Annotated in this window: 16 protein-coding genes, 2 pseudogenes and 1 riboswitch; of the genes and pseudogenes, 13 read left to right on the top strand and 5 right to left on the bottom strand. The window is 73.0% G+C overall.

The features are described from left to right. The first annotated feature begins 269 nt into the window (after positions 1–269). Positions 270–411, top strand: a riboswitch (cobalamin riboswitch). Between the two features lie 99 nt (positions 412–510). The 3 genes from ACH4D3_RS10095 (at position 511) to ACH4D3_RS10105 (ending at position 3496) form a co-directional block, all read left to right on the top strand. Next, a complete protein-coding gene (locus ACH4D3_RS10095) occupies positions 511–1617 on the top strand; it encodes a FecCD family ABC transporter permease (protein ID WP_398318978.1) in 1107 nt (368 codons plus the stop codon). After that, entirely contained in the window at positions 1617–2390 is a 774-nt protein-coding gene (locus tag ACH4D3_RS10100) for an ABC transporter ATP-binding protein (RefSeq protein ID WP_398318981.1), read from the top strand. Before ACH4D3_RS10095 ends, ACH4D3_RS10100 begins: the two co-directional genes overlap by 1 nt. 68 nt (positions 2391–2458) lie before the next feature. Further along, positions 2459–3496: an ABC transporter substrate-binding protein gene (locus ACH4D3_RS10105; RefSeq protein WP_398318984.1), complete on the top strand. Its 1038-nt coding sequence runs from the start codon at positions 2459–2461 to the stop codon at positions 3494–3496. Positions 3497–3554: 58 nt separating this feature from the next. On the opposite strand, the gene ACH4D3_RS10110 is transcribed toward ACH4D3_RS10105, so the two are convergent. The 4 genes and pseudogenes from ACH4D3_RS10110 to ACH4D3_RS10125 form a co-directional block, all read right to left on the bottom strand. Further along, complete coding sequence (locus ACH4D3_RS10110) at positions 3555–4181, bottom strand: histidine phosphatase family protein (protein ID WP_398318987.1); 627 nt, start codon at positions 4179–4181, stop codon at positions 3555–3557. A gap of 103 nt (positions 4182–4284) precedes the next feature. After that, complete coding sequence (locus ACH4D3_RS10115; protein ID WP_398318990.1) at positions 4285–6444, bottom strand: SpoIIE family protein phosphatase; 2160 nt, start codon at positions 6442–6444, stop codon at positions 4285–4287. A gap of 173 nt (positions 6445–6617) precedes the next feature. Then, a complete protein-coding gene (locus ACH4D3_RS10120; protein WP_398318993.1) occupies positions 6618–7787 on the bottom strand; it encodes a type III polyketide synthase in 1170 nt (389 codons plus the stop codon). Between the two features lie 296 nt (positions 7788–8083). After that, positions 8084–8540 (bottom strand): annotated as a pseudogene (locus ACH4D3_RS10125) (TetR/AcrR family transcriptional regulator). A 55-nt stretch (positions 8541–8595) separates the two neighbouring features. On the opposite strand from ACH4D3_RS10125, the pseudogene ACH4D3_RS10130 reads away from it, so the two are divergent. Together ACH4D3_RS10130 and ACH4D3_RS10135 are read left to right on the top strand one after the other, a co-directional pair. Next, positions 8596–8889, top strand: a pseudogene (locus ACH4D3_RS10130) (FAD-dependent monooxygenase); the annotation flags it as partial. A gap of 154 nt (positions 8890–9043) precedes the next feature. Then, entirely contained in the window at positions 9044–9937 is an 894-nt protein-coding gene (locus tag ACH4D3_RS10135) for an IclR family transcriptional regulator (protein ID WP_398318996.1), read from the top strand. 116 nt (positions 9938–10053) lie between these two features. On the opposite strand, the gene ACH4D3_RS10140 is transcribed toward ACH4D3_RS10135, so the two are convergent. Next, complete coding sequence (locus ACH4D3_RS10140) at positions 10054–10641, bottom strand: flavin reductase family protein (protein ID WP_398318999.1); 588 nt, start codon at positions 10639–10641, stop codon at positions 10054–10056. 251 nt (positions 10642–10892) lie between these two features. On the opposite strand from ACH4D3_RS10140, the gene ACH4D3_RS10145 reads away from it, so the two are divergent. Genes ACH4D3_RS10145 through ACH4D3_RS10180 form a run of 8 tightly spaced genes read left to right on the top strand, consistent with a single transcriptional unit; the run spans position 10893 to position 20230 of the window. Beyond that, on the top strand, positions 10893–11792 hold the full coding sequence (locus ACH4D3_RS10145; protein ID WP_398319002.1) for an alpha/beta fold hydrolase: 900 nt from the start codon (positions 10893–10895) through the stop codon (positions 11790–11792). Next, positions 11789–13486: an FAD-binding protein gene (locus tag ACH4D3_RS10150; protein ID WP_398319005.1), complete on the top strand. Its 1698-nt coding sequence runs from the start codon at positions 11789–11791 to the stop codon at positions 13484–13486. The genes ACH4D3_RS10145 and ACH4D3_RS10150 overlap by 4 nt, the downstream gene beginning before the upstream one ends. Then, positions 13483–14526 (top strand): 2Fe-2S iron-sulfur cluster-binding protein, encoded by a 1044-nt coding sequence (locus ACH4D3_RS10155; RefSeq protein WP_398319008.1) that lies wholly within the window; start codon positions 13483–13485, stop codon positions 14524–14526. Before ACH4D3_RS10150 ends, ACH4D3_RS10155 begins: the two co-directional genes overlap by 4 nt. 57 nt (positions 14527–14583) lie before the next feature. Beyond that, on the top strand, positions 14584–15507 hold the full coding sequence (locus ACH4D3_RS10160; RefSeq protein WP_398319011.1) for an acetaldehyde dehydrogenase (acetylating): 924 nt from the start codon (positions 14584–14586) through the stop codon (positions 15505–15507). 28 nt (positions 15508–15535) lie between these two features. Further along, a complete protein-coding gene (gene dmpG, locus ACH4D3_RS10165; RefSeq protein WP_398319014.1) occupies positions 15536–16588 on the top strand; it encodes a 4-hydroxy-2-oxovalerate aldolase in 1053 nt (350 codons plus the stop codon). Between the two features lie 8 nt (positions 16589–16596). Continuing rightward, positions 16597–17781, top strand: coding sequence for an acyl-CoA dehydrogenase family protein (locus ACH4D3_RS10170; RefSeq protein ID WP_398319017.1), 1185 nt, complete (start codon positions 16597–16599; stop codon positions 17779–17781). 23 nt (positions 17782–17804) lie between these two features. Then, a complete protein-coding gene (locus tag ACH4D3_RS10175; RefSeq protein WP_398319020.1) occupies positions 17805–18737 on the top strand; it encodes a VOC family protein in 933 nt (310 codons plus the stop codon). Next, positions 18734–20230 carry an FAD-dependent oxidoreductase gene (locus ACH4D3_RS10180; protein ID WP_398319023.1) on the top strand — a complete coding sequence of 499 codons (1497 nt, stop codon included), beginning with the start codon at positions 18734–18736 and terminating at the stop codon, positions 20228–20230. Before ACH4D3_RS10175 ends, ACH4D3_RS10180 begins: the two co-directional genes overlap by 4 nt. The last annotated feature ends 38 nt before the right edge of the window (positions 20231–20268 follow it).

A 20268-nucleotide genomic window follows, 5' to 3' on the forward strand; every position in this document is an offset into this window, starting at 1 on the left:
GTTGTCCGGTGAGCGGACCCGGGGTGCACGGTGCGGTTTCGGACCGTGACCGGGCCGGGTGGGGGGAGGGAACGGGTCGGCGACAGGTCGGCTCTTCGCGAGTGGTGGATTTGCCGAGCCACCTGCGGAGTTGCGCTGTTGTACCACGTCTTTGCCAAACCTTGAGTGACGTATCTCACGTCACCACTCGTGACCAGGGGATGTTCCGGCAGGTGAGACCCGACCGTTATCCGGACGCGGGAAGCCGTCGGAGTCGCGGTGCGGTTCCGGTTCGCCGGCGGTGACGCGGTACGCTGCGAAGCGCCTCGTGGGGGAAGTCCGGTCGAAGTCCGGCGCTGACCCGCAACGGTAGGCGGAGCCCCGCAAGGGGTTCCGTAAGCCCGATTACCCGCGGTGGTGAAGCCCTGTCAATCGCCGTGGACTGCGAGAGGTGCTGTGCAGGGCGCCCGGCGTCCGGGCCCGCTCCTTCGATCACGCAGGCGCACGGCCCGAGGCGAAAGCGAAACGCCTGTGGCCACGCTCCGCGACCGGACACCCGTCGCCCCACCGGACCGTACGACGAACAGCGGGCCCCCACCGGCCGGGCGCGCCTCACTGCCCCTGCTCGTGACCGGGCTGTGCGTCGCGCTTCCCGTCTCGCTGGCCTGCGGGGCGGGCATCGGCGCGTCGGGGCTCTCCTGGAGCGAGGCGCTGCACTACCTCTGGGCGGGGCTGACCGGAGGGACCATAGGCGCGGACGACGTCGCGGCCTACACCATCGTCTGGGAACTCCGCTTCCCACGAGCCGTGCTCGCGGCGGTCGTCGGCGCCGGTCTGGCGTCCGTCGGCGTCGCCGTCCAGGCCATGGTCCGCAACGCCCTGGCGGACCCGTTCGTCCTCGGCATCTCCTCCGGCGCCGCCGTCGGGGCCAACGCCGTCCTCATCTTCGGGGCCTTCGGCGCACTCGGTCTGTGGGCGCTGTCCACGGCGGCGTTCCTCTCCGCGCTCGCCGCCATGGTGCTGGTGTACGCGGTCGCCCGGACCCCGCGGGGCCTGACTCCGCTCCGGCTGGTGCTGACCGGCACCGCGATGTACTACGGCTTCTCGGCCGTCACCACCTTCATGGTGTTCGCCGCCGAGCACGGCGAAGCGGCGCGGTCCGCCATGATGTGGCTGCTCGGCAGCCTGGGCGGGGCGAACTGGTCCTCCGTACCGATCGCCGCGGGCGCGGTCCTCGGCGGACTCGTCCATCTCGGCTGGTCGGCCCGGCGCCTGAACGCCCTCGCGATGGGCGACGAGACCGCCGCCGCGCTGGGCGTGGACCCCGGGCGGCTGCGCAAGGAACTGTTCCTGACCGCCTCGGCCGTCACGGGAGCCGTGGTCGCGGTCAGCGGGGCGATCGGCTTCGTGGGCCTGATGGTCCCGCACGCGGCCCGGATGCTGGTCGGCGCCGACCACCGTCGGCTGCTGGCCGTGGCGCCCCTGGGCGGGGCCGTCCTGCTGGTCTGGGTCGACATCCTGTCGCGCGTGGTGCTCGCCCCCGCCGAACTGCCGCTGGGCGTACTGACGGCGGCGATCGGCGTGCCCTGCTTCGTCCTGCTGATGCGCCGCCGTACCTACACCTTCGGAGGCGTGTGATGCGGGTCGAGGTCGAGGGACTCACGGTGGAGATGTCCGGCGCGCGGGTGCTCGACGACGTGTCGCTGCGCGCGGACAGCGGCCGGTTCGTCGGGCTCGTCGGGCCCAACGGCAGCGGCAAGTCGACCCTGTTGCGCTGCGTGTACCGGGCGCTGCGCCCCACGGCCGGCGTGGTCCGGCTCGGCGGTGACGACCTGCCCTCCCTGAGCCCGCGGGAGAGCGCACGCCGGCTCGCCGCGCTGCCGCAGGAAGCGGGGGCGGAGTTCGACTTCACGGTGGCCGAGGTCGTGGCCATGGGCCGGCTGCCGCACCAGGGGGCGGCCGCCCGGACCTCCGACGAGGACCGGCGGGTCTGCGCCGCCGCCCTGGAAGGAGTCGGCGCGGACCATCTGGCCCACCGCGGCTTCCTCACCCTCTCCGGCGGGGAGCGGCAACGGGTCCTGATCGCCCGCGCACTCGCCCAGCAGCCGCACATCCTCGTCCTGGACGAACCCACCAACCATCTGGACATCGCCCAGCAGTTGGAGGTCCTGTCCCTGGTGCGGGCCGGCGGGCCGACCGTGCTCGCCGCCCTGCACGACCTCAACCTCGCCGCGCTCCACTGCGACCGCCTCCACGTCGTCGACGGCGGACGCGTCGTCGCCTCCGGCACCCCGCACGACGTACTCACGGCCGAACTGCTGGCCGACGTCTTCGGAGTCCGGGCGCACCGCGTCGCCCACCCGGAGACCGGCGCGCTCCAACTGCTCTTCGACCGCCTGCCGGCCCGGTAGCGCGCCCCGCCCGTTCGCCCTGCCCCCTCCGCTCAGCCCCGCCCGCCCTCGAAGGAGTCACCCGCAGCATGCCGAACCGCGCACGCCCCGCCGCCCTGGCCCTGGCCCTCGCCCCCGTACTCGCCCTCGCCGTCTCCGGCTGCGGGGCGGACGTCTCGCCGGAGGCGGGAAAGGGGGAGGGCGCCCCGGCGTCCTCCGACGGCCACTATCCGGTGACGGTCGAGAACTGCGGCGAGAAGCTCACGTTCGAGAAGGCTCCGCGGCGCGTGGTCACCAACGACGTGGGAATCACCGAGATCATGTTCGCCCTCGGCCTCGAGGACCACATGGCCGGATACGTCATGCCAGACGACAAGGGGGACCTCACGAAGGTGCCGTGGAAGGACGGCTACCGGAAGACCACCTGGCTGTCGAAGGATCGCATCAACAAGGAACTCGTCCTGGACGCCCGCGCCGACCTGGTCTTCGCGGGCTGGAACTACGGCTTCAGCGAGGGAGACGGATTCACGCCCGAGGCGCTGCGCCGCGTGGGCGTCGACTCGTACCTGCTCAGTGAGTCGTGCCGCAACGGACAGGGCAAGGCCCGCGGCGTGATGCCGCCGCTCGACGCCCTGTACACGGACCTGCGCAACCTGGGGAAGGTGTTCGACGTCGAGGACCGGGCCGAGACCCTCGTCGCCCGGTTCCGTGACCAGGTCGCCCGGGCGCAGGCGAAGGCCCCCAAGGGCGCCGACCGGCCCCGGGTGTTCCTCTACGACAGCGGCGAGGACAAGCCCCTCACCTCCGGGGCCTACGCCGGGCCCCACGACATCATCACCAAGGCCGGCGGCGACCACGTCATGAAGGACCTGAAGGACAGCTGGACCACCGTGGGCTGGGAGACGGTCGTCGCCCGTGACCCCGAGGTCATCGTGATCAACGACTACGGGGACACCACCGCCGAGCAGAAGCGCCGCTTCCTCATGTCCTACAAGCCGCTCGCCGACGTCTCCGCCGTCAAGAACGACCGGATCGTCACCCTCGACTACGTCGACCTCGTCGAGAGCCCGCGCAATCCCGCCGCCATAAGCTCGCTGGCGGCCGAGCTGCGCGGCCTCGGCTCCTGAGCACCCTTGAGGACCGGCCGGTGCGACGGCGCTCCGGCCCGTGCCCGGATTCCGGTCGTCAGACGTGCAGTTCCGGCGGAAAGCCCGTCCAGCGCAGCTCGGCGGGCAGGTGCCGCATGTCGTTGGCGAGGAGGACGGAGGCCGCCCGGCCGGGCGCGTAACGGATGACCGTGAGCGAGGCGTTGCAGTGGTTGAGGCCGAGCCACCGCCACTTCGGCGCGTGCATGGCGTCCCGGACGAGCCAGGCGATGAGGAAGTTGTGGGTGACGACCAGTTCGTGCCGGTCCTGCGCGCCGTCCGGCACCACCCCCGTGAAGAGACGCAGCGCCTGACGGGCGAGCTCCGGTCCGCGCTCGCGTTCCTCGTCGGTGGCACCGTCGAGGAAGCGGAGGTAGAGGTTCGCCGACTCGGCCGGTAGCTCGGCCCGTTCGGGCAGGTGGGGCACGTAGTCACCGGCGGCCTCCGAGACGCGCGGAGTGACACCCTCCAGTTCGTCGGCGATCAGGCGTGCGGTCTGCTCCGCCCGCGGTAGCGGGCCGTGGTGGACAGCGGCGAAACGGACGTCCCTCAGGCGCCGGCCGAGCAGGGCGGCCTGGCGCCGACCGGCGTCCGTCAGACCGTTCCCGTCCGGTGCGGCCTCGCCGTGCCGGGCAAGGTAGAGGTAGCGGGTGCCTGTGCCGGTCATCTGGAACTCCTCGGGGCGGACTGGCGATCTTGTGCCCCGACGGACGCCGGCCACCTGCGCCCCGGTTCCCCGCACGCCGCGAAAGGACCCTCCCGCGGCCGCGTCAGCGCACGACCTCCGCCCAGACCACCTTGCCGGTGTCCGTCCACCGCACGCCCCACCGGGTGGTGAGCCGGTGCACCACGTGCAGACCGCGGCCCCCGTCGTCGAGGAGTCCGCCCCGGCCCAGCCGCGGTCTGCCGTTGCCGGTGTCGCCCACCTCGCACAGCAGACCGGGACCGGCCCTGATCAGCCGTACCGTGATGGGCCCGCCGGCGAACCGGACCGCGTTGGTGACCAGCTCACTGACCAGGAGCAGCACGCTGTCCCGGGTGCTGTCCCTGATGCGCCACTGCCGCAGCAGCGCGGAGACCAGCGCGCGGGCCCGGGCGGCCGCGTCGTCGCGAGCGGGCAGCCGCCAGGTCGCGGTGTCCCCCTTGCGGTAGCCGATCGTGCGTGCGACGAGCAGGGTCACGTCGTCGCGCTGGTGCGTCGGCATCACGTCGGAGACCACCCGGCGCGCGGCCTGCTGCAGCGAGTCCCACGGATGCACGCCGGACACGGCGTCCGCCAGCCTGGCGATGCCCTCGTCGATCGGCACGGCCGGGTCCTCGACCAGGCCGTCGGTGTAGAGGACGAGCAGGGAGCCCGGAGGCGCGACGAAGTTGTGCACGCCGTACGGCTCCCGCAGCGCGAACTCGGTGCCCAGCCCGGGGTGCGGGCGGACCGGGAGGGGGCCGGCGCGTCCGTCCGGCGACACCAGGATCGGGGGGAGGTGGCCCGCGCTGGACAGCGTCACCCGGTGGCTGACGGGGTCGTAGACGGCGATGCAGCAGGTCGACCCGAGCGCGCTGTAACCGGCCGCCAGTCCGGACTCCGCGTCGTCCAGCAGCGTCACGGTCTCGTCCAGGTGCTCGAGCACCTCGTCGGGGGCCAGCCCCGCGGACAACAGCGCGCGGGCCTCCATGCTCAGCTGGCCCATGGTGGCCGCGGCACCCAGGCCGTGCCCGACGACATCGCCGACGACCAGCGCCGTACGGCCGTCCGGCAGCGGGAAGCTGTTCACCCAGTCTCCCCCGACGCCCGCGCTGTCGGGGGTGGCGGGCTGGTAGACGCTGGCGGTCTGGACGGTGCCACCGGCCGAGCGCGGCAGCAGCCGCCGCTGCAGGGCCAGCACCTGTGTGTGCTCGCGCTGGTGCCGCCGGGCCAGGTCCACATGGTGGGAAGTCCTGGCCACCAGCTCCTGGAGATCGAACAGCTCGCTGTCGGCGAAGGGGCGGTCCGCCCGCCGCCACACCTCCGCCACGCCCAGGACGACGGGCGGATCACCTTGCAGGACCAGCGGTACGCACGCCACGCCCGCGGACCGGTCGCCGGGCACCAGGGCACGTACCAGCCGCGGGCTGCCGAGCACCCGCTCGATCGCCTCCCGGTCGGGGATGACGATGGACTGCGGGGCGTCGGCACGCCGTACCGCCTGCGACAGCAGGCGACTCGCGTCGCCGGGAAGATCCTCGCCCAGGGTCACGTACCCCTCGGGCCAGGCCCGGTCCGGCACCAGGGCCGCCCGGCGCAGCCGGATGCGGTCCTGCGCCCGCTCGGTGACCCCCTCGCCCGTCCACACGGCGAAGTCGAGGTCGACGGCGGCCACGTCTCCCCAGGCCAGCAGGGACTCCGCCAGCGACTGCGCCGTTTCGCCGATGTCCAGCGAGGTGCCGATCGCGGTCTCGGCGGCGTACAGGTGCAGCCTCCTGGCCATGGCGATCACGGAGACGGTCAGGCCCTCCCGGGGCGCGGCCGCGGGCAGGATGCTCATCGACACCACCAGCTCCGACCCGTCGCCGCGCCGCAGCCGCTGGACCCGGGCGACGTGTGCCTCACCGGTGTCCAGGACCTGCCGCAGCCGCCGGGTGACCGTCGGTACGTCCCCCGGGGGCAGGAGATCGACGAACGGGCTGCCGACCGCGGCGTCCAGTCCCGCGAAGACGGGTGCCTCGAGATTGCGGTGGGTGATTCTCAGCTCCCGGTCCAGATTGACCGCACCGAGGATCTGCTCCGGCCGGCCCGCCGGCGGACGGTCGTGCTCCGGCCGGTGTCCGCCGGAGTCGTCCGGCGACTCGGCAGGACCGGCCGCCGCGGCTCCGCCACGCGGGATGTACCGTCCCAGGGCGCTGCTGACCAGGTCGAACGGCGACGAGGACGACGGGGAGGGTGTGGAGTCCATGCGGCTCCCTCAGCTCGCTCGCCAACCCCGGCACAGTGCCGGGGCCGTACCCGAACCCATGCGGAAGAGCCCCCGAGGATCCCGACCGCACACCCCATTCAATAACACGCGCGGACGCTTCGCCCACATCAGCGGACCCCGCGGTGAACACGGAAAGTGGCAGGGGGCGGCCCCTACAGCCACTCGCCCTCCAGAGCGGTGGCCGTCAGGCCCGGGGCGGCCGCGTACAGGACGGCACGGCTGCCCGCCTTCTGCCCGGCGTCGTGCGCCCGGCGCAGGATGTCGAACACGGCGGCGCCTCCGCGGTTGCCGCTGGTGTAGCTGTCCCGGCTGTACTCCAGGAGACCCGAGGGCCACTCGTCGGGCATCGTCTGCTCCATGTACTCCAGCACCCGGGTCCCGCCGGGGTGCGCGAGCAGGACGTCGGGGTGCCAGGAGGAGGGGTCGTCCTCGTAACGGACGCGGAGCCACTCCCACATCGCGGTGACCGTTTCCTGCACCGCCCGCGGCCCGCGCCGGTCCATCACGAAGTGGGTGCCGTCGGCCCGCGTCTCCAGGCGGTGCAGGTCCCGCGTGCCCGGCAGGGTGTGGTGCCAGGCGGCGTCCAGCCGGAGCACCGACTCGGGCCTCGGGCGGCCCGTGACCACCGCGGCGACCGCGGTGTCCGCGAACAGCAGCCGGACGATCAGGGACTCCAGGGTGTCGTCGGCGGGCTGGTAGGTGGTGCTCAGCGCCTCGGAGATCACGACCAGGACCACCCGGTCCGGGTCCGCCGCCACGAGGTCGGCCGCCAGCGCCAGCGAACGGGTCCCGGCCACGCAGGCCCACTGGGTGGCCGGCAGGAGCATGGTGTCGCCGCGCAGCGGGAGCCGGTTGGCCAGGGCGACGTCCAGTCCGGGCAGGGCCGGGGTGGTGGAGTTGCTGGTGATCAGGCAGTCGACGTCCGCGACGTCCAGCCCGGCGATCTGCAGGGCGCCACGTGCCGCGCGCTCCCCGTAGGCCTGGACGGCCTCCCAGGCCGGGGCGGTGCGCTCCTGGACGGTCTGCGACGCGGGTACCGCCTTCAGGGCGGCGATCACGCGGTCCGCGTCCTGCTCGGTGAACCCGTCGCGGACCAGCGCCTCCCGTGCGGTGCCGAGATCGCCGCCACCGCCGGGGGCGACGGCGGCCTCCAGCGGGAGCATCCAGCCGCGGCTCTCGATGCCCGTACTGGCCGCGATGCCGTCGATCCGCGGTGCCCACGGCGCGTGCGGGTGCCGGGCGCGTACTTCCTCGACGATCTCTCGGGTCTCGACGGAGTGCTCGCCGTGTATCACGGCGGGAGCGCACAGGTATGCGGCCACGATCGGCACCTTTCTACGGGGTCTGCTGCGGAGCAGGTGAGGAAGGGGAACGGGAGGGGGTGGGAACGGGTGAGGGCGGTGACGGGCCCGGGTGGGGAAGAGCCACGCGTGTTGTGGCAGGGCTCACGTCGGTACGCCGTGGTCAAGTCGGCGGCGGCACGCGCCACTTCGCTCGGCACCGTTCACTTCGAGGATGACCGCGAAAAGGGCATTTGCGCAGTGACCCACGCAACTTGGGCAGCCATGGGATGCGTGAGACGGAGCACACGCCGAAGGCGGTCGGTGGGGCCCGGGTTCTACCGCTCGGGCCGGTGAAGTGCCGTGATGCCGGTCAGGACGAGGGTGATCCCGGCGAGGAACTGCTCGCGGTCGTCATGGCCGCGGACCTGGTCCGCCACGGCCCGGGTGAACGGGTACGCGTCCGGGTCGAGCCCGCCACGGGTGAGCTTCGGTCGCGTCCCACAGGCCCAGTGCGACGGCGCGGACCGCGTCCTGGGGCGAGTCGGCGGCACCGGTGGGTGCGGCGGTCACGGCGGCGGTGACGACCGCGTCCGTGGCGGCGCCGAGCAGCTCGGCCTTCCCCGTGATGTGCCAGTAGATCGCCCCGGGGCCGGTCGCGAGGCGCTCGGCCAGGGCACGAAAGGTGAGGCCGCGCTCTCCCACGGTGTCGAGGAGCCCGACGGCGGCCCCGACGATGCGCTCCCGCGAGAGGGATTCCTGCCGCCGTTCCGGTCGGCGCGACCTGGTTGCCATGCACGTCGGTCCTGTCGGGTCTCCGCCCCGGGACCGCCATCAGGAGGGAAGCACCATGACCACGCACGTCACGATCGTCGGCGCCGGACTCGGCGGCCTCACGCTCGCCCGCGTCCTGTACGTCCACGGCATCCCGGCCACCGTCCACGAGGCCGAGGCCTCCGCGGAGGCACGCGCGCAGGGCGGGATGCTCGACATCCACGACGGCAACGGCCAGCGCGCCCTCCGGGCCGCGGGGCTGGCCGAGGAGTTCCCCGGGCTGGTCCTGGAGGGCCGTCAGGCCTCGCGGGCCCTCGCCCCGGACGGGTCGGTCCTGTTCGAGGAGGGGGACGACGGCACCGGCGGCCGCCATCAGGATGTTCACCGGCCAGGAGTAGGCGGGTGGGCCCGGTCCGGCGGCCAACGACCGGGAAAGAGCCGGCCCGCATCTCTTCTCACCGTTGGGGAGCGCTGTTACATTCCGGAAAACAAGAATTCATTTCAGTCTGTGACTGGAGGCTCCCATGACGGCTGTCGATGGTCTTCCCACCACGCACGCGCCGGCCCGTCGCGAGTTGCCGCCGTCGATGGTCGAGCGGGTGACGCTCATCATGGACCTGTTCGAGGGGCGCACGGCCCGGCTGTCCCTGGAGGAAGTGGCCCGGTGCACCCGGCTGCCCCGGTCCACGGCGCACCGGATCCTCGACCAGCTGGTGCGGCTGCGCTGGCTCGAACACACCGGCCTGGGCTACGGGCTGGGCCGCCGGGCCCTCGGGTTCGGCGGGGGAGACGGGGCGCACGGCAGGATCCGCGAGGCCGCCGCCGCCCGGCTGCACCAACTGCAGATCCGGACCGGGCTCGTCGTCCACCTGGCCGTCCTGGACGGTGCGGAGGTCTACTACCTCGACAAGGTCGGGGGCCGGTTCGCCGCCACCGTCCCCTCGCGCGTCGGCGGCCGGGCACCGGCCCACTCGACGGCGCTCGGCAAGGCCATGCTCGCCTGGCTCGAACCGGAGGACGTCGAGGCCAGGGCCGGTGAGTCCATCGGCCGAATGACCCAGCGAACGATCTGCGACATGGGCACCCTGCACCAGGAACTCGACCGCATCCGGCGCCGCCACGGGCTCGCCTTCGAGCGCGGCGAGTGCTTCCCCGACATCGCCTGCGCCGCCGCCGCGGTCCGGGGCCCCGACGGGCCGGTCGCCGCGATCTCCCTGGTGGGGGACGCCTGGTCACCACTGGAGAAGGTCGCCCCGCTGGTGGTGGACGCGGCCCGGCAGGTGTCGCGCGAGTTGTTCCCCCACCGGCAGACGCCGGGCGGGTCGCCGCGCCGGACCGCGTTCGAGCCGGAGGAGACGTGGTCCGCGCAGACCATGGACCGGCTGCTCGCCGTGGGGCAGTACGGCGACTGGCAGTAGGCGGTCGGGGCACCGAGCCCGAAGTGCGCGCCTGCCGGGCCCGAAGTGTGCGCCTGCCGGGTCCGTCGCGGACGCCTGTGGGCCCGTCGCTCACACCGGCCGGGCCCCGGTGCCACTCACCCCCAGTGGTCGCCCCATCCCCATCCCCACACGCCGGGCGCCGGGACCGCTGCCGCGGCTGCGGCCGGGCTGCCGACGCCGAAGCCGCCGCGGAAGAAGAGCATCGGCTCCCGGTCGGCCACGGTCTCCAGGGCGAGGACCCGGCCCACCACCACATCGTGATCGCCCGCCCCGTGCACGTCGTGCACATCGGCGTGCACCCGGGTCAGGACGCCGGGCAGCGAGGGAGTGCCCCAGCGGGACAGCTCCCACTCCAGCCCCTCGTACTTGCGGCCCTTGCCGGACCCGAACCGGCCGCACAGATCCGTCTGCTCCGCGGCGAGGATGTTCACGCTGAACCGGCCCGACTCCCTGATCCTCGGCCACGCACGGCCGCGGTGGTCCGCGCAGAACAGGACCAGGGCCGGTTCCAGGGAGACGGACGCGAAGGACTGGCAGGCGAAACCGACCGGGGTGCCGTCCCCGCCGATCCCCGTCACCACGGTCACGCCGGACGCGAAGGTCCCCATGACGCGCCGCATCCGCAGGGGCGTCGGCTCGGTCTCCTCGGCGGCCTCGGGCGGGGACAGGGACTCTGCGGTCATCGGTTTCACCTCGAGGGGGACGGTGCGGTGATGTGCCCGGGAGCGGGCAGAGGGCCGAAGCTAGGGCACCGTCCGGCCGGGCCGGGTGACCGTTCCCGATGAGTGGAACCGCCCACCGGCCCGGGCTGCCGAACCCCGCCGGACCCGTCCCGGCCCTGCGCATCCCGCTGACCGAGACGTGTCCCGCGCGGCCCCGCCGGCCCTGGCTACCGTCCAGGGCCATCGACCACCGAGGTCAAGCGAGGGCAGGGATGATGACGGAGCTGAGCCACGACTCCACACTGCGCGAACTCCCCACCGATCAGGGCGTGTTGCGCTACCACGAGGCCGGAGACGGCCCACCCCTGCTGCTGTTGCACGGTTCGGGCCCCGGCGTCACCGGCTGGCGCAACTACCGCCACAACCTCGGCACGTTCGCCGAGCACTTCCGCTGCCTCGTCCTGGAGTTCCCCGGGTTCGGCGTCAGCGACCCGGCCGACGGCCACCCCATGGCGACCGCCGCCTCGGCCGTCACCCGGTTCCTGGACGGCCTCGGCCTCCAGCAGGTCGACGTCGTCGGCAACTCCATGGGCGGCATCGTCGGCACCCGTTTCGCGCTCGCACACCCCGACCGGGTGCGCCGCCTGGTGACGATCGGCGGCATCGGCCGCAACGTGTTCAGCCCCGCGCCCGGTGAAGGCATCAAACTGCTCACCGAGTTCACCGACGCGCCCTCCCGCGAAGGCCTGGTGCGCTGGCTGCACTCCATGGTGTACGACCCGGCGCTGGTGACCGAGGAGCTGATCGAGGAGCGCTGGGCGCAGGCCACCGACCCCGAGACGCTCGCGAGCGCCCGCCTCATGTACGGCAGTGAGGCCTTCGCCGCCCGCGCCGCCGCCGCGGCCGCCTCCGACGAGGCACCGTACTGGGCGCTGCTGCACCGGCTGACGGCGAAGACGCTGCTCACCTGGGGCCGCGACGACCGCGTCAGCCCCGTCGACATGGCCCTGCTGCCCATGCGCACCATCCCGGACGCCGAACTGCACGTCTTCCCCGACTGCGGGCACTGGGTCATGATCGAGCAGAAGGCCGCCTGGGAGAGCGCCGTTCTCGCCTTCCTGACCCGTGACGCATCGGCCGGCGCGGACGCGACGCGCAAGGACGCGGCGTGAGCGCCCCCGCCCGGCAGGGCTGGGACGAGGAGTTCGACTTCGTCGTCGTCGGCAGCGGCGGAGGCGGCATGGCCGCCGCGCTGACCGCCGCCGACGGCGGACTGAGCACCGTCGTCGTCGAGAAGGGCGCGATGTACGGCGGCACCACCGGCATCTCCGGCGGCGGCATCTGGATCCCCAACAACCCCACCCTGCGCGCCAGGGGCCACGACGACAGCCGCGAGTCGATCCGCCGCTACCTGGACCGGCTCACCGAGGGCCGGGTGCCCGCCGCCCGCCTCGACGCCTACGTCGACCAGGGGCCCGCCGCGATGGAACTGCTCGGCAAGAGCCGCTGGATGCGGTTCTTCTGGGTCAAGGGGTACGCCGACTACCACCCCGAGTACGACGGCGGACGCCCGCTCGGCCGGTCCGTCGAGGCGCTGCCCTTCGACACCCGCAAGCTCGGCGAGGACGAGAAGCACCAGCGGCCCAACAGCCTCAAGGGCCCCCTCGGCCTGTGGATCACCGCCAAGGACTACCGCGACCTCGCCATGGTCAAGCGGACCTGGCGCGGACGCTGGGCCTCGGTCGTGGCCGCCTGGCGGGTCTCCTCCAACGTCGTGCGCCGCCGCCACATGGCCACCGGCGGCCGCGCCCTCGTCGCCCGCCTGCGCATGGCCCTCAAGGACGCCGGGGTACCGGTGTGGCTGCGCAGCCCCATGACCGAACTCGTCGTCGACGACACCGGGAAGGTCACCGGCGTCGTCGTCACCCGCGACGGCCGCACCGTGCGCGTCGGCGCCCGCCGCGGCGTGCTCCTCGCCACCGGCGGCTTCGACCACAACCCGGAGATGCGCGAGAAGTACCTCCCCGAGGGCGGCCGGGACAACCACAGCGCCGGAGCCGTGGAGAACGTCGGCGACGGCATCACGGCCGGCCAGGCCCTCGGCGCCGCACTGGACTTCATGGACGACGCCTGGTGGATGCCGTCCGTGCACCACCCCTCCGGCGCCACCATCCCGTTGGTCTCCGAGCGCTGCATCCCGCCGTCGGTGATCGTCTCCGGCGACGGCAGGCGCTTCACCAACGAGTCGTCGCCGTACGTCAACTTCGTCCACGACCAGCTGGCCGGCGGACACGTGCCCGCCTGGTTCGTGATGGACGCCAAGGCCCGCGCCCGCTATCCCTTCGCCCAGGTGCTGCCCGGCCTGCCGTTCCCCAAGGCGTTCTACGACAAGGGCACCGTGCACCGCGCCGACAGCATCGGGGAACTCGCCGAACGGATCGGCGTCCCGAGCGACACGCTGGCCGAGACCGTGGCGAGGTTCAACGGCTTCGCCCGCACCGGCAAGGACACCGACTTCGGCCGCGGCGACAGCGCCTACGACCGCTACTACGGCGACCCCACCCTCACCAACCCCAACCTCGACGAGATCGACAAGGCCCCCTACTACGCGGTGCGCATCGAGGTCGGTGACCTCGGCACCAAGGGCGGCCTGGTCTGCGACGAGCACAGCCGGGTACTGCGCGAGGACGGCTCGGCCATCGCCGGACTGTACGCCACCGGCAACACCTCGGCGTCGGTGATGGGAGGCGAGTACGCCGGTCCGGGCGCCACCATCGGCCCGTCCATCGTGTTCGGGCACATCGCCGCCCGGCACGCGGCCGCCGCCGCCCGCACCGGTCCCGTCACCGCCCAGGACGCGCCGTGAGCCCCGGGCCGCTGACCGTACGGGTCGTCAAGGTGATCCGGGAGACGGCCGACGCGCACTCGCTGGTCCTGGAGCCGGCCGAGGAGGACCGGGCCGCGTTCACCTACCGGCCGGGCCAGTTCCTCACCCTGCGGGTGCCCTCCGAACGGGACGGCGGCGCCGCGCGCTGCTACTCGCTGTGCAGCTCCCCGGTCCGCGACGAGCTGCTCAAGGTCACCGTCAAGCGCACCGCCGGGGGCTACGCCTCGCACTGGATCTGCGACCACGTCACCGAGGGCGACACCCTCCAGGTGCTGCGGCCCGCGGGCACCTTCACCCCCGACTCCCTCGACGGCGACTTCCTCCTGCTCGCCGCGGGCAGCGGCATCACCCCCGTCATGTCGATCCTCACCTCCGCACTGCACGCCGGGACCGGCCGCGTCACCCTCGCCTACGCCAACCGGGACGAGCAGTCCGTCATCTTCCGCGAGGAACTCACCGCGCTGGCACGGGAGTACGGCGACCGGCTCACCGTCCTGCACTGGCTGGAGTCCCTCCAGGGCCGGCCCACGGCGTCCGGACTGCGCGCCCTCGCCACGCCCTACACCGACCGTCCCGCCTTCGTCTGCGGGCCCGGCCCCTTCATGGACCTGGCCACGGGCGCCCTGGCCGGCCTGGGGGTGCCCGCGGGCCGGATCACCGTCGAGCGGTTCACCTCCCTGACCGGCGACCCCTTCGCGGAGCCGGACCCGGACGACGACCCGCAGGCGGACACCGAGGGGCCCGTCAGCACGGCCGAGGTGGAGCTGGACGGCGTCAGCCGCACCGTCGACTGGCCGCGCGGCAAGCCCCTGCTCGACGTGCTCCTCGCGGCCGGACTCGACGCCCCCTACTCCTGCCGGGAGGGCGCGTGCAGCGCCTGCGCCTGCGTCCTCGTGGAGGGCGAGGTCGTCATGGAGCGCAACGAGGTCCTCGACGCCCGGGACCTCGCCGACGGACTCGTCCTCGCCTGCCAGGCACGCCCGGTCAGCGACCGGCTGAAGGTCACCTACGACGGCTGACCGCCCTTCCGTCCCCGCTCACTTCTCTGGACTCCCTCGACGGACTCCTCGACTCGGATGAGGTTCGAAACAGTGACCAAGGCGACCGCCGCGATCGTCGGATCCGGCAACATCGGCACCGACCTGATGTACAAGCTGCTGCGCTCCGAGACCATCGAGCCGCGCTGGATGATCGGCATCGACGCGCAGAGCCCCGGTCTCAAGCGCGCCGCCGACCACGGACTGCACACCGGCGCCGACGGCGTCGAACCGCTGCTGTCCGGTATCGAGCGGCCCGACCTGATCTTCGAGGCCACCTCCGCGTACGTCCACAAGGCCAACGCGCCCCGGTACGCCGCACTCGGCGTCCAGGCCATCGACCTGACCCCCGCCGCCCTCGGCCCCGCCGTCGTGCCCGCCGTCAACCTCGGCGACCACCTCGACGCGCCGAACGTCTCCCTCATCACCTGCGGCGGACAGGCCACCATCCCGATCGTGCACGCCGTCTCCCGGGTCACCGAGGTGCCGTACGCGGAGATCGTCGCCAGCGTCTCCTCGCCGTCCGCCGGGCCCGGCACCCGCGCCAACATCGACGAGTTCACCCTCACCACGAGCCGCGGCATCGAGACCATCGGCGGCGCCGCCAAGGGCAAGGCCATCATCATCCTCAACCCGGCCGAACCCCCGATGCTCATGCAGGACACCGTCTTCTGCGCCATCCCCGCCGACGCCGACCACGCCGCCGTCACCGCGTCGATCCACGAGACCGTCGCCAAGGTCGCCTCCTACGTGCCCGGCTACCGGCTGCGCACCGAGCCGCAGTTCGACGAGCCGACCCCGGTCAGTGGCGGACTCGCCCGGGTGGCGGTGTTCCTGGAGGTGGAGGGCGCGGGCGACTTCCTGCCCCCGTACTCCGGGAACCTCGACATCATGACCGCCGCCGCCACCAAGGTCGGCGAGGGCTTCGCCCAGCGGATCACCGCCCGCCGCGCCGGTGCCTGAGACCCGCCCACCGAGGAGTACACGAGTCATGCCCTACAGCACCGACCTGGACATCCGCGTCACCGACTCGTCCCTCAGGGACGGATCGCACGCCAAACAGCACCAGTTCACCGTCGACCACGTCACCTCCATCGTGGCCGCCCTCGACGACGCGGGAGTCCCCGTCATCGAGGTCACCCACGGCGACGGCCTCGGCGGGTCCTCCTTCAACTACGGCTTCAGCCACACCCCCGAGCAGGAACTCATCAAGGCCGCGGTGAAGACCGCGCGGCGCGCGAAGATCGCCTTCCTGATGCTGCCCGGCCTCGGCCTCCAGGACGACATCCGCGAGGCCGCCGACAACGGCGCCTCGATCTGCCGCATCGCCACCCACTGCACCGAGGCCGACATCGCCGTCCAGCACTTCGGCCTCGCCTGCGAACTGGGCCTGGAGACCGTCGGGTTCCTGATGATGTCGCACAGCAGCCCGCCCGAGGCACTGGCCCGGCAGGCCCGGATCATGGCCGACGCCGGCTGCCAGTGCGTGTACGTCGTCGACTCCGCCGGCGCCCTCGTCATGGAGGAGACCACCGACCGCATCGCCGCCCTCGTCACCGAACTCGGCGACGACGCACAAGTCGGCTTCCACGGCCACGAGAACCTCGGCCTCGGTGTCGCCAACTCGGTGCTCGCCGTGCGCGCCGGAGCCACCCAGATCGACGGCTCCACCCGCCGCTTCGGCGCGGGCGCCGGCAACACCCCCGTCGAGGGGTTCGCGGCCGTCGCCGAACGCCTGGGCATCCGTACCGGCATCGATGTGCTCAAGATCATCGACGCCGCCGAGGACGTCGTACGGCCCGTCATGGACGGCGAGTGCCGGCTCGACCGCATGTCGCTGACCATGGGCTACGCCGGCGTCTACTCCAGCTTCCTGAAGCACGCCGCCCGCCAGGCCGGCAAGTACGGGGTGTCCGGCGCCGAGATCCTGCTGGAGGCCGGGCGCCGCAAACTCGTCGGCGGCCAGGAGGACCAGCTCATCGAGATCGCGGTCGGCCTCGCCGAGAGGGACCGCGCCACCGCATCGACCTCCCCGGGGAAGTGAGCCCAGCCATGACCAATCCCGTACTCGACGCCGTCGAGGCACGCGCCGACGAGATCGGCGCCCTCGGCCCCGCCAACGAAGCCCTCGGCCGGCTCGACGACCAGGCCGTCAAGGTCCTGCGCGACGTCGGCGCCATCCGCATGCTCCAGCCCAAGGCCCACGGCGGACTCGAACTGCACCCGCGCGAGTTCGCCGAGACCGTCATGCGCATCGCCGCCTGCGACGGCGCCACCGGCTGGGTCGCCGGTGTCGTCGGCGTACACCCCTGGGAGATGGCGATGGCCGACCCGCGGGTCCAGGAGGAGGTCTGGGGCGAGGACCCGGACACCTGGATCGCCTCCCCCTACGCGCCGATGGGCCTGCTCCGGCCCGTCGACGGCGGCTATGTCTTCAACGGCCGCTGGCAGTTCTCCTCCGGCACCGACCACTGTAAGTGGATCTTCCTCGGCGGCTTCCTCGCCGACGCCGACGGCAACCGGCTGAACCCGCCGCGGTCCGTGCACGTCATCCTGCCGCGCGCCGACTACGAGATCGTCGAGGACTCCTGGAACGTCGTCGGCCTGCGCGGCACCGGCAGCAAGGACGTCGTCGTCAAGGACGCCTTCGTCCCGGCCTACCGGGTCATCGAGTACGCCAAGGTGGTGGACGGTTCCCTGGCCGCCGAGTCCGGCCTGACCAACCCCGCCTACCGGCTGCCGTTCTCCGCCGCCTTCCCGCTCGGCATCACCTCCGCCGTCATCGGCATGTGCGAGGGCGCCCTAGCCCACCACCTCGCCTACCAGCGCGACCGCGTGCAGATCACCGGGCAGGCAGTGCGGGACGACCCGTACGTCCTCTACGCGGTCGGGGACGCGGCGGCCGAGATCGCCGCCTCCCGGGCCGCGCTCCTCGACAACGTCTGCCGGATGTACGACATGGTCGCCGCCGGGCAGGAGATCACCTTCGAGCGTCGTGCCGTCGGACGGCGCACCCAGGCCGCCGCCGCCTGGCGCGCGGTCCGCGCGGTCGACGAGATCGTGGCCCGCTCCGGCGGCAACGCCATGCGGCTCGACAACCCGATCCAGCGCTTCTGGCGCGACGTCCACACGGGCCTGGCGCACGCGATCCACGTGCCCGGGGCCGTCTTCCACGCCTCCGCCCTGACGGAGATCGGCGTGGAGCCGCCGCAGGGCCCGATGCGCTCGATGATCTGACCACCAGGGAGGACGGACCAGACATGACCCAGATCCGAGGACTCGGCTACCTCCGGGTCCAGACCCGTGACATCGACCGCTGGCGCGAACTCACCGTGGACGCCCTCGGGTTCGCCGAGGGATCGGGTCCCGACCCCGACGCCCTCTACCTGCGCATGGACGAGCGCCGTGCCCGGCTCGTCGTCCTGCCCGGTGACAGCGACCGCGTGCTGTCCGTCGGCTGGGAGGTGCGCGACCAGTTCGCGCTGGCCGCCGTCGGGCGTGCCGTCGAGGCGTCCGGTACGGCGGTGAAGATGCTGAGCCAGGAGGAGGCCGACGACCGGGGAGTCGAGGCCGCCCTTGCCTTCGAGGATCCGGCGGGCGTGCCCGTCGAGGTGTTCTTCGCGCCGATCCTCGACCACAGCCCCGTACTGACCGGCCTCGGGCAGCGGTTCGTCACCGACGGCCAGGGCATGGGGCACGTCGTGCTGCCCACCACCGCCATGGACGACACCGTCGCCTTCTACACCGAGGTGCTGGGCTTCCTGCCGCGCGGCGGGATCCGGCTCAGCGGCCAGTCGCCCGACGCGCCGCCCCGCCGGGTGCGCTTCATGGGCGTCAACGAACGCCACCACAGCCTCGCCGTCTGCCCCGCCCCGCACAGCGGCGAACCCGGCCTCGTCCACCTCATGGTCGAGGTGGACACCCTCGACGCCGTCGGCCGCGCCCTCGACAACGTGAACAAGCGGGACTTCTCGCTCTCCTCCACGCTGGGCCGGCACACCAACGACAAGATGGTCTCCTTCTACGTGCGCGCCCCCGGCGGCTGGGACATCGAGTACGGCTGCGACGGCATGCGCGTCGACGAACGGCACTACACCGCCGAGGAGATCACCGCCGACAGCTACTGGGGCCACGACTGGTCCGGCTCCGAGCCGCTCGCCGCCTTCACCCCGCCGCCCGGGACCGACGCGTGAGCACCGCCCGGCCGGTGACACCCGTCCGCGCCAAGACCGTCACCCGCTGGGCCGCCGAGACCGACGTACTGGTCGTCGGACACGGCTGCGCCGGGGCCGCCGCCGCGTTCGAGGCCGCGTCGGCGGGCGCCGGCGTCCTGGTCCTGGAACGGGCGGGCGGCCCCGGCGGCTCGTCGGCCCTGTCCGGCGGCGAGCTGTACCTGGGCGGCGGCACCGAGGTGCAGAGGGCCTGCGGCTTCGAGGACAGCCCCGAGGAGATGTACTCCTACCTCAGGGCGGCCCTCGGACCGCACGCCGACGACGAGAAGCTGCGCCTGTACTGCGAGGAGAGCGTCGCCCACTTCCAGTGGTTCGTGGACCGGGGACTGGCCTTCGAACCGACCCTGTGGGACGCGCCGACCTGGATGCCGACCACCCGGGACGGTCTGATGTGGCTGGGCGAGAACGCCTGGCCGTACAACGAGATCGCCCGGCCCGCGCCCCGCGGCCACCGCACGGCCACCGAGGCGTTCGGCGGCTGGCTGGTGATGGAGAAGCTGGTCGCCGCCGCCGGGGAGGCGGGCGCGGTGACGCACTCCGACACCCTGGCCACCGCCCTGATCGTGGACGACACCGGCCGCGTCGTCGGCGTCACCGCCCGCCGGCACGGCGAGGACCTGGCGTACCGGGCGCGCGGGGGAGTGGTGCTCACCACCGGCGGATTCGCCGACAACGAGGAGATGCTCGCCGACCACGCCCCGCACCTCCTCGCCCACGGCAGGGTCAGCGACGGCCTCGACGACGGCAGCGGCATCCGGATGGCCGCCGCCCTCGGCGCCGCGACCCGCCGCATGGGCGTGGTCGAACTGGCCCTGACCGCACTGCCCGCCCTGGCCGTGCGCGGCATGCTCGTCAACGGCCACGGGCAGCGCTTCGTCAACGAGGACGTCTACCCCGGCCTGTTCAGCGTGGCCGCCGTGCTGACCCAGCCCGCGCCGTACTGGGTCATCGTCGACGAGGAGGGCTACGAGGCGGTGCCCGAGCGCGAACGCTGGGGCGTCGTCCCCCGGTTCGTGTCCGAGACCCTCGGCGAGCTGGAGCGCGAACTCGGCATGCCGCCGGGGGCGTTGGAGTCGTCCGTCGGCACCTACAACACGCACGCGGCGCGCGGGCGGGACCCGTACTTCCACAAGGACGCGCGCTGGCTGCGCCCGTTGGAGGGGCCGTTCGCGGCGATCGACCCCAGGGCCGGTTTCCACCAGGGCGGCCGGCCGAGCGCGGGAGCGGGCACGGGCGTCGCCGGGTTCACCCTCGGCGGGCTGCGCACCACCGTGGACGGTGCCGTGCTCGATGTGTCCGGCGCCGTCCTGCCCGGCCTGTTCGCCGCGGGGCGGGCGGCCTCCGGCATCCACGGCGAGGGATACGTCAGCGGTACGTCGCTCGGTGACGGCACGTTCTTCGGCCGCCGGGCCGGTGTGGCGGCAGCGGCGGCGGGGCTTCGGTCCGGCTCCTGAACGCGGTGGGGCCGGGTACGCGCGGGGTGCGCATACCC

Origin of the sequence: Streptomyces sp. NPDC018026 (assembly GCF_044327745.1) — a bacterium.
Classification (GTDB): Bacteria; Actinomycetota; Actinomycetes; order Streptomycetales; family Streptomycetaceae; genus Streptomyces; species Streptomyces rubrogriseus.

Coding starts and splice junctions, on each gene's coding strand:
- ACH4D3_RS10100 (WP_398318981.1), top strand. CDS start 1,617: ATGCGGGTCGAGGTCGAGGGACTCACGGTGGAGATGTCCGGCGCGCGG.
- ACH4D3_RS10105 (WP_398318984.1), top strand. CDS start 2,459: ATGCCGAACCGCGCACGCCCCGCCGCCCTGGCCCTGGCCCTCGCCCCC.
- ACH4D3_RS10110 (WP_398318987.1), bottom strand. CDS start 4,181: ATGACCGGCACAGGCACCCGCTACCTCTACCTTGCCCGGCACGGCGAG.
- ACH4D3_RS10115 (WP_398318990.1), bottom strand. CDS start 6,444: ATGGACTCCACACCCTCCCCGTCGTCCTCGTCGCCGTTCGACCTGGTC.
- ACH4D3_RS10135 (WP_398318996.1), top strand. CDS start 9,044: ATGACGGCTGTCGATGGTCTTCCCACCACGCACGCGCCGGCCCGTCGC.
- ACH4D3_RS10140 (WP_398318999.1), bottom strand. CDS start 10,641: ATGACCGCAGAGTCCCTGTCCCCGCCCGAGGCCGCCGAGGAGACCGAG.
- ACH4D3_RS10145 (WP_398319002.1), top strand. CDS start 10,893: ATGATGACGGAGCTGAGCCACGACTCCACACTGCGCGAACTCCCCACC.
- ACH4D3_RS10160 (WP_398319011.1), top strand. CDS start 14,584: ATGAGGTTCGAAACAGTGACCAAGGCGACCGCCGCGATCGTCGGATCC.
- dmpG (WP_398319014.1), top strand. CDS start 15,536: ATGCCCTACAGCACCGACCTGGACATCCGCGTCACCGACTCGTCCCTC.
- ACH4D3_RS10170 (WP_398319017.1), top strand. CDS start 16,597: ATGACCAATCCCGTACTCGACGCCGTCGAGGCACGCGCCGACGAGATC.
- ACH4D3_RS10175 (WP_398319020.1), top strand. CDS start 17,805: ATGACCCAGATCCGAGGACTCGGCTACCTCCGGGTCCAGACCCGTGAC.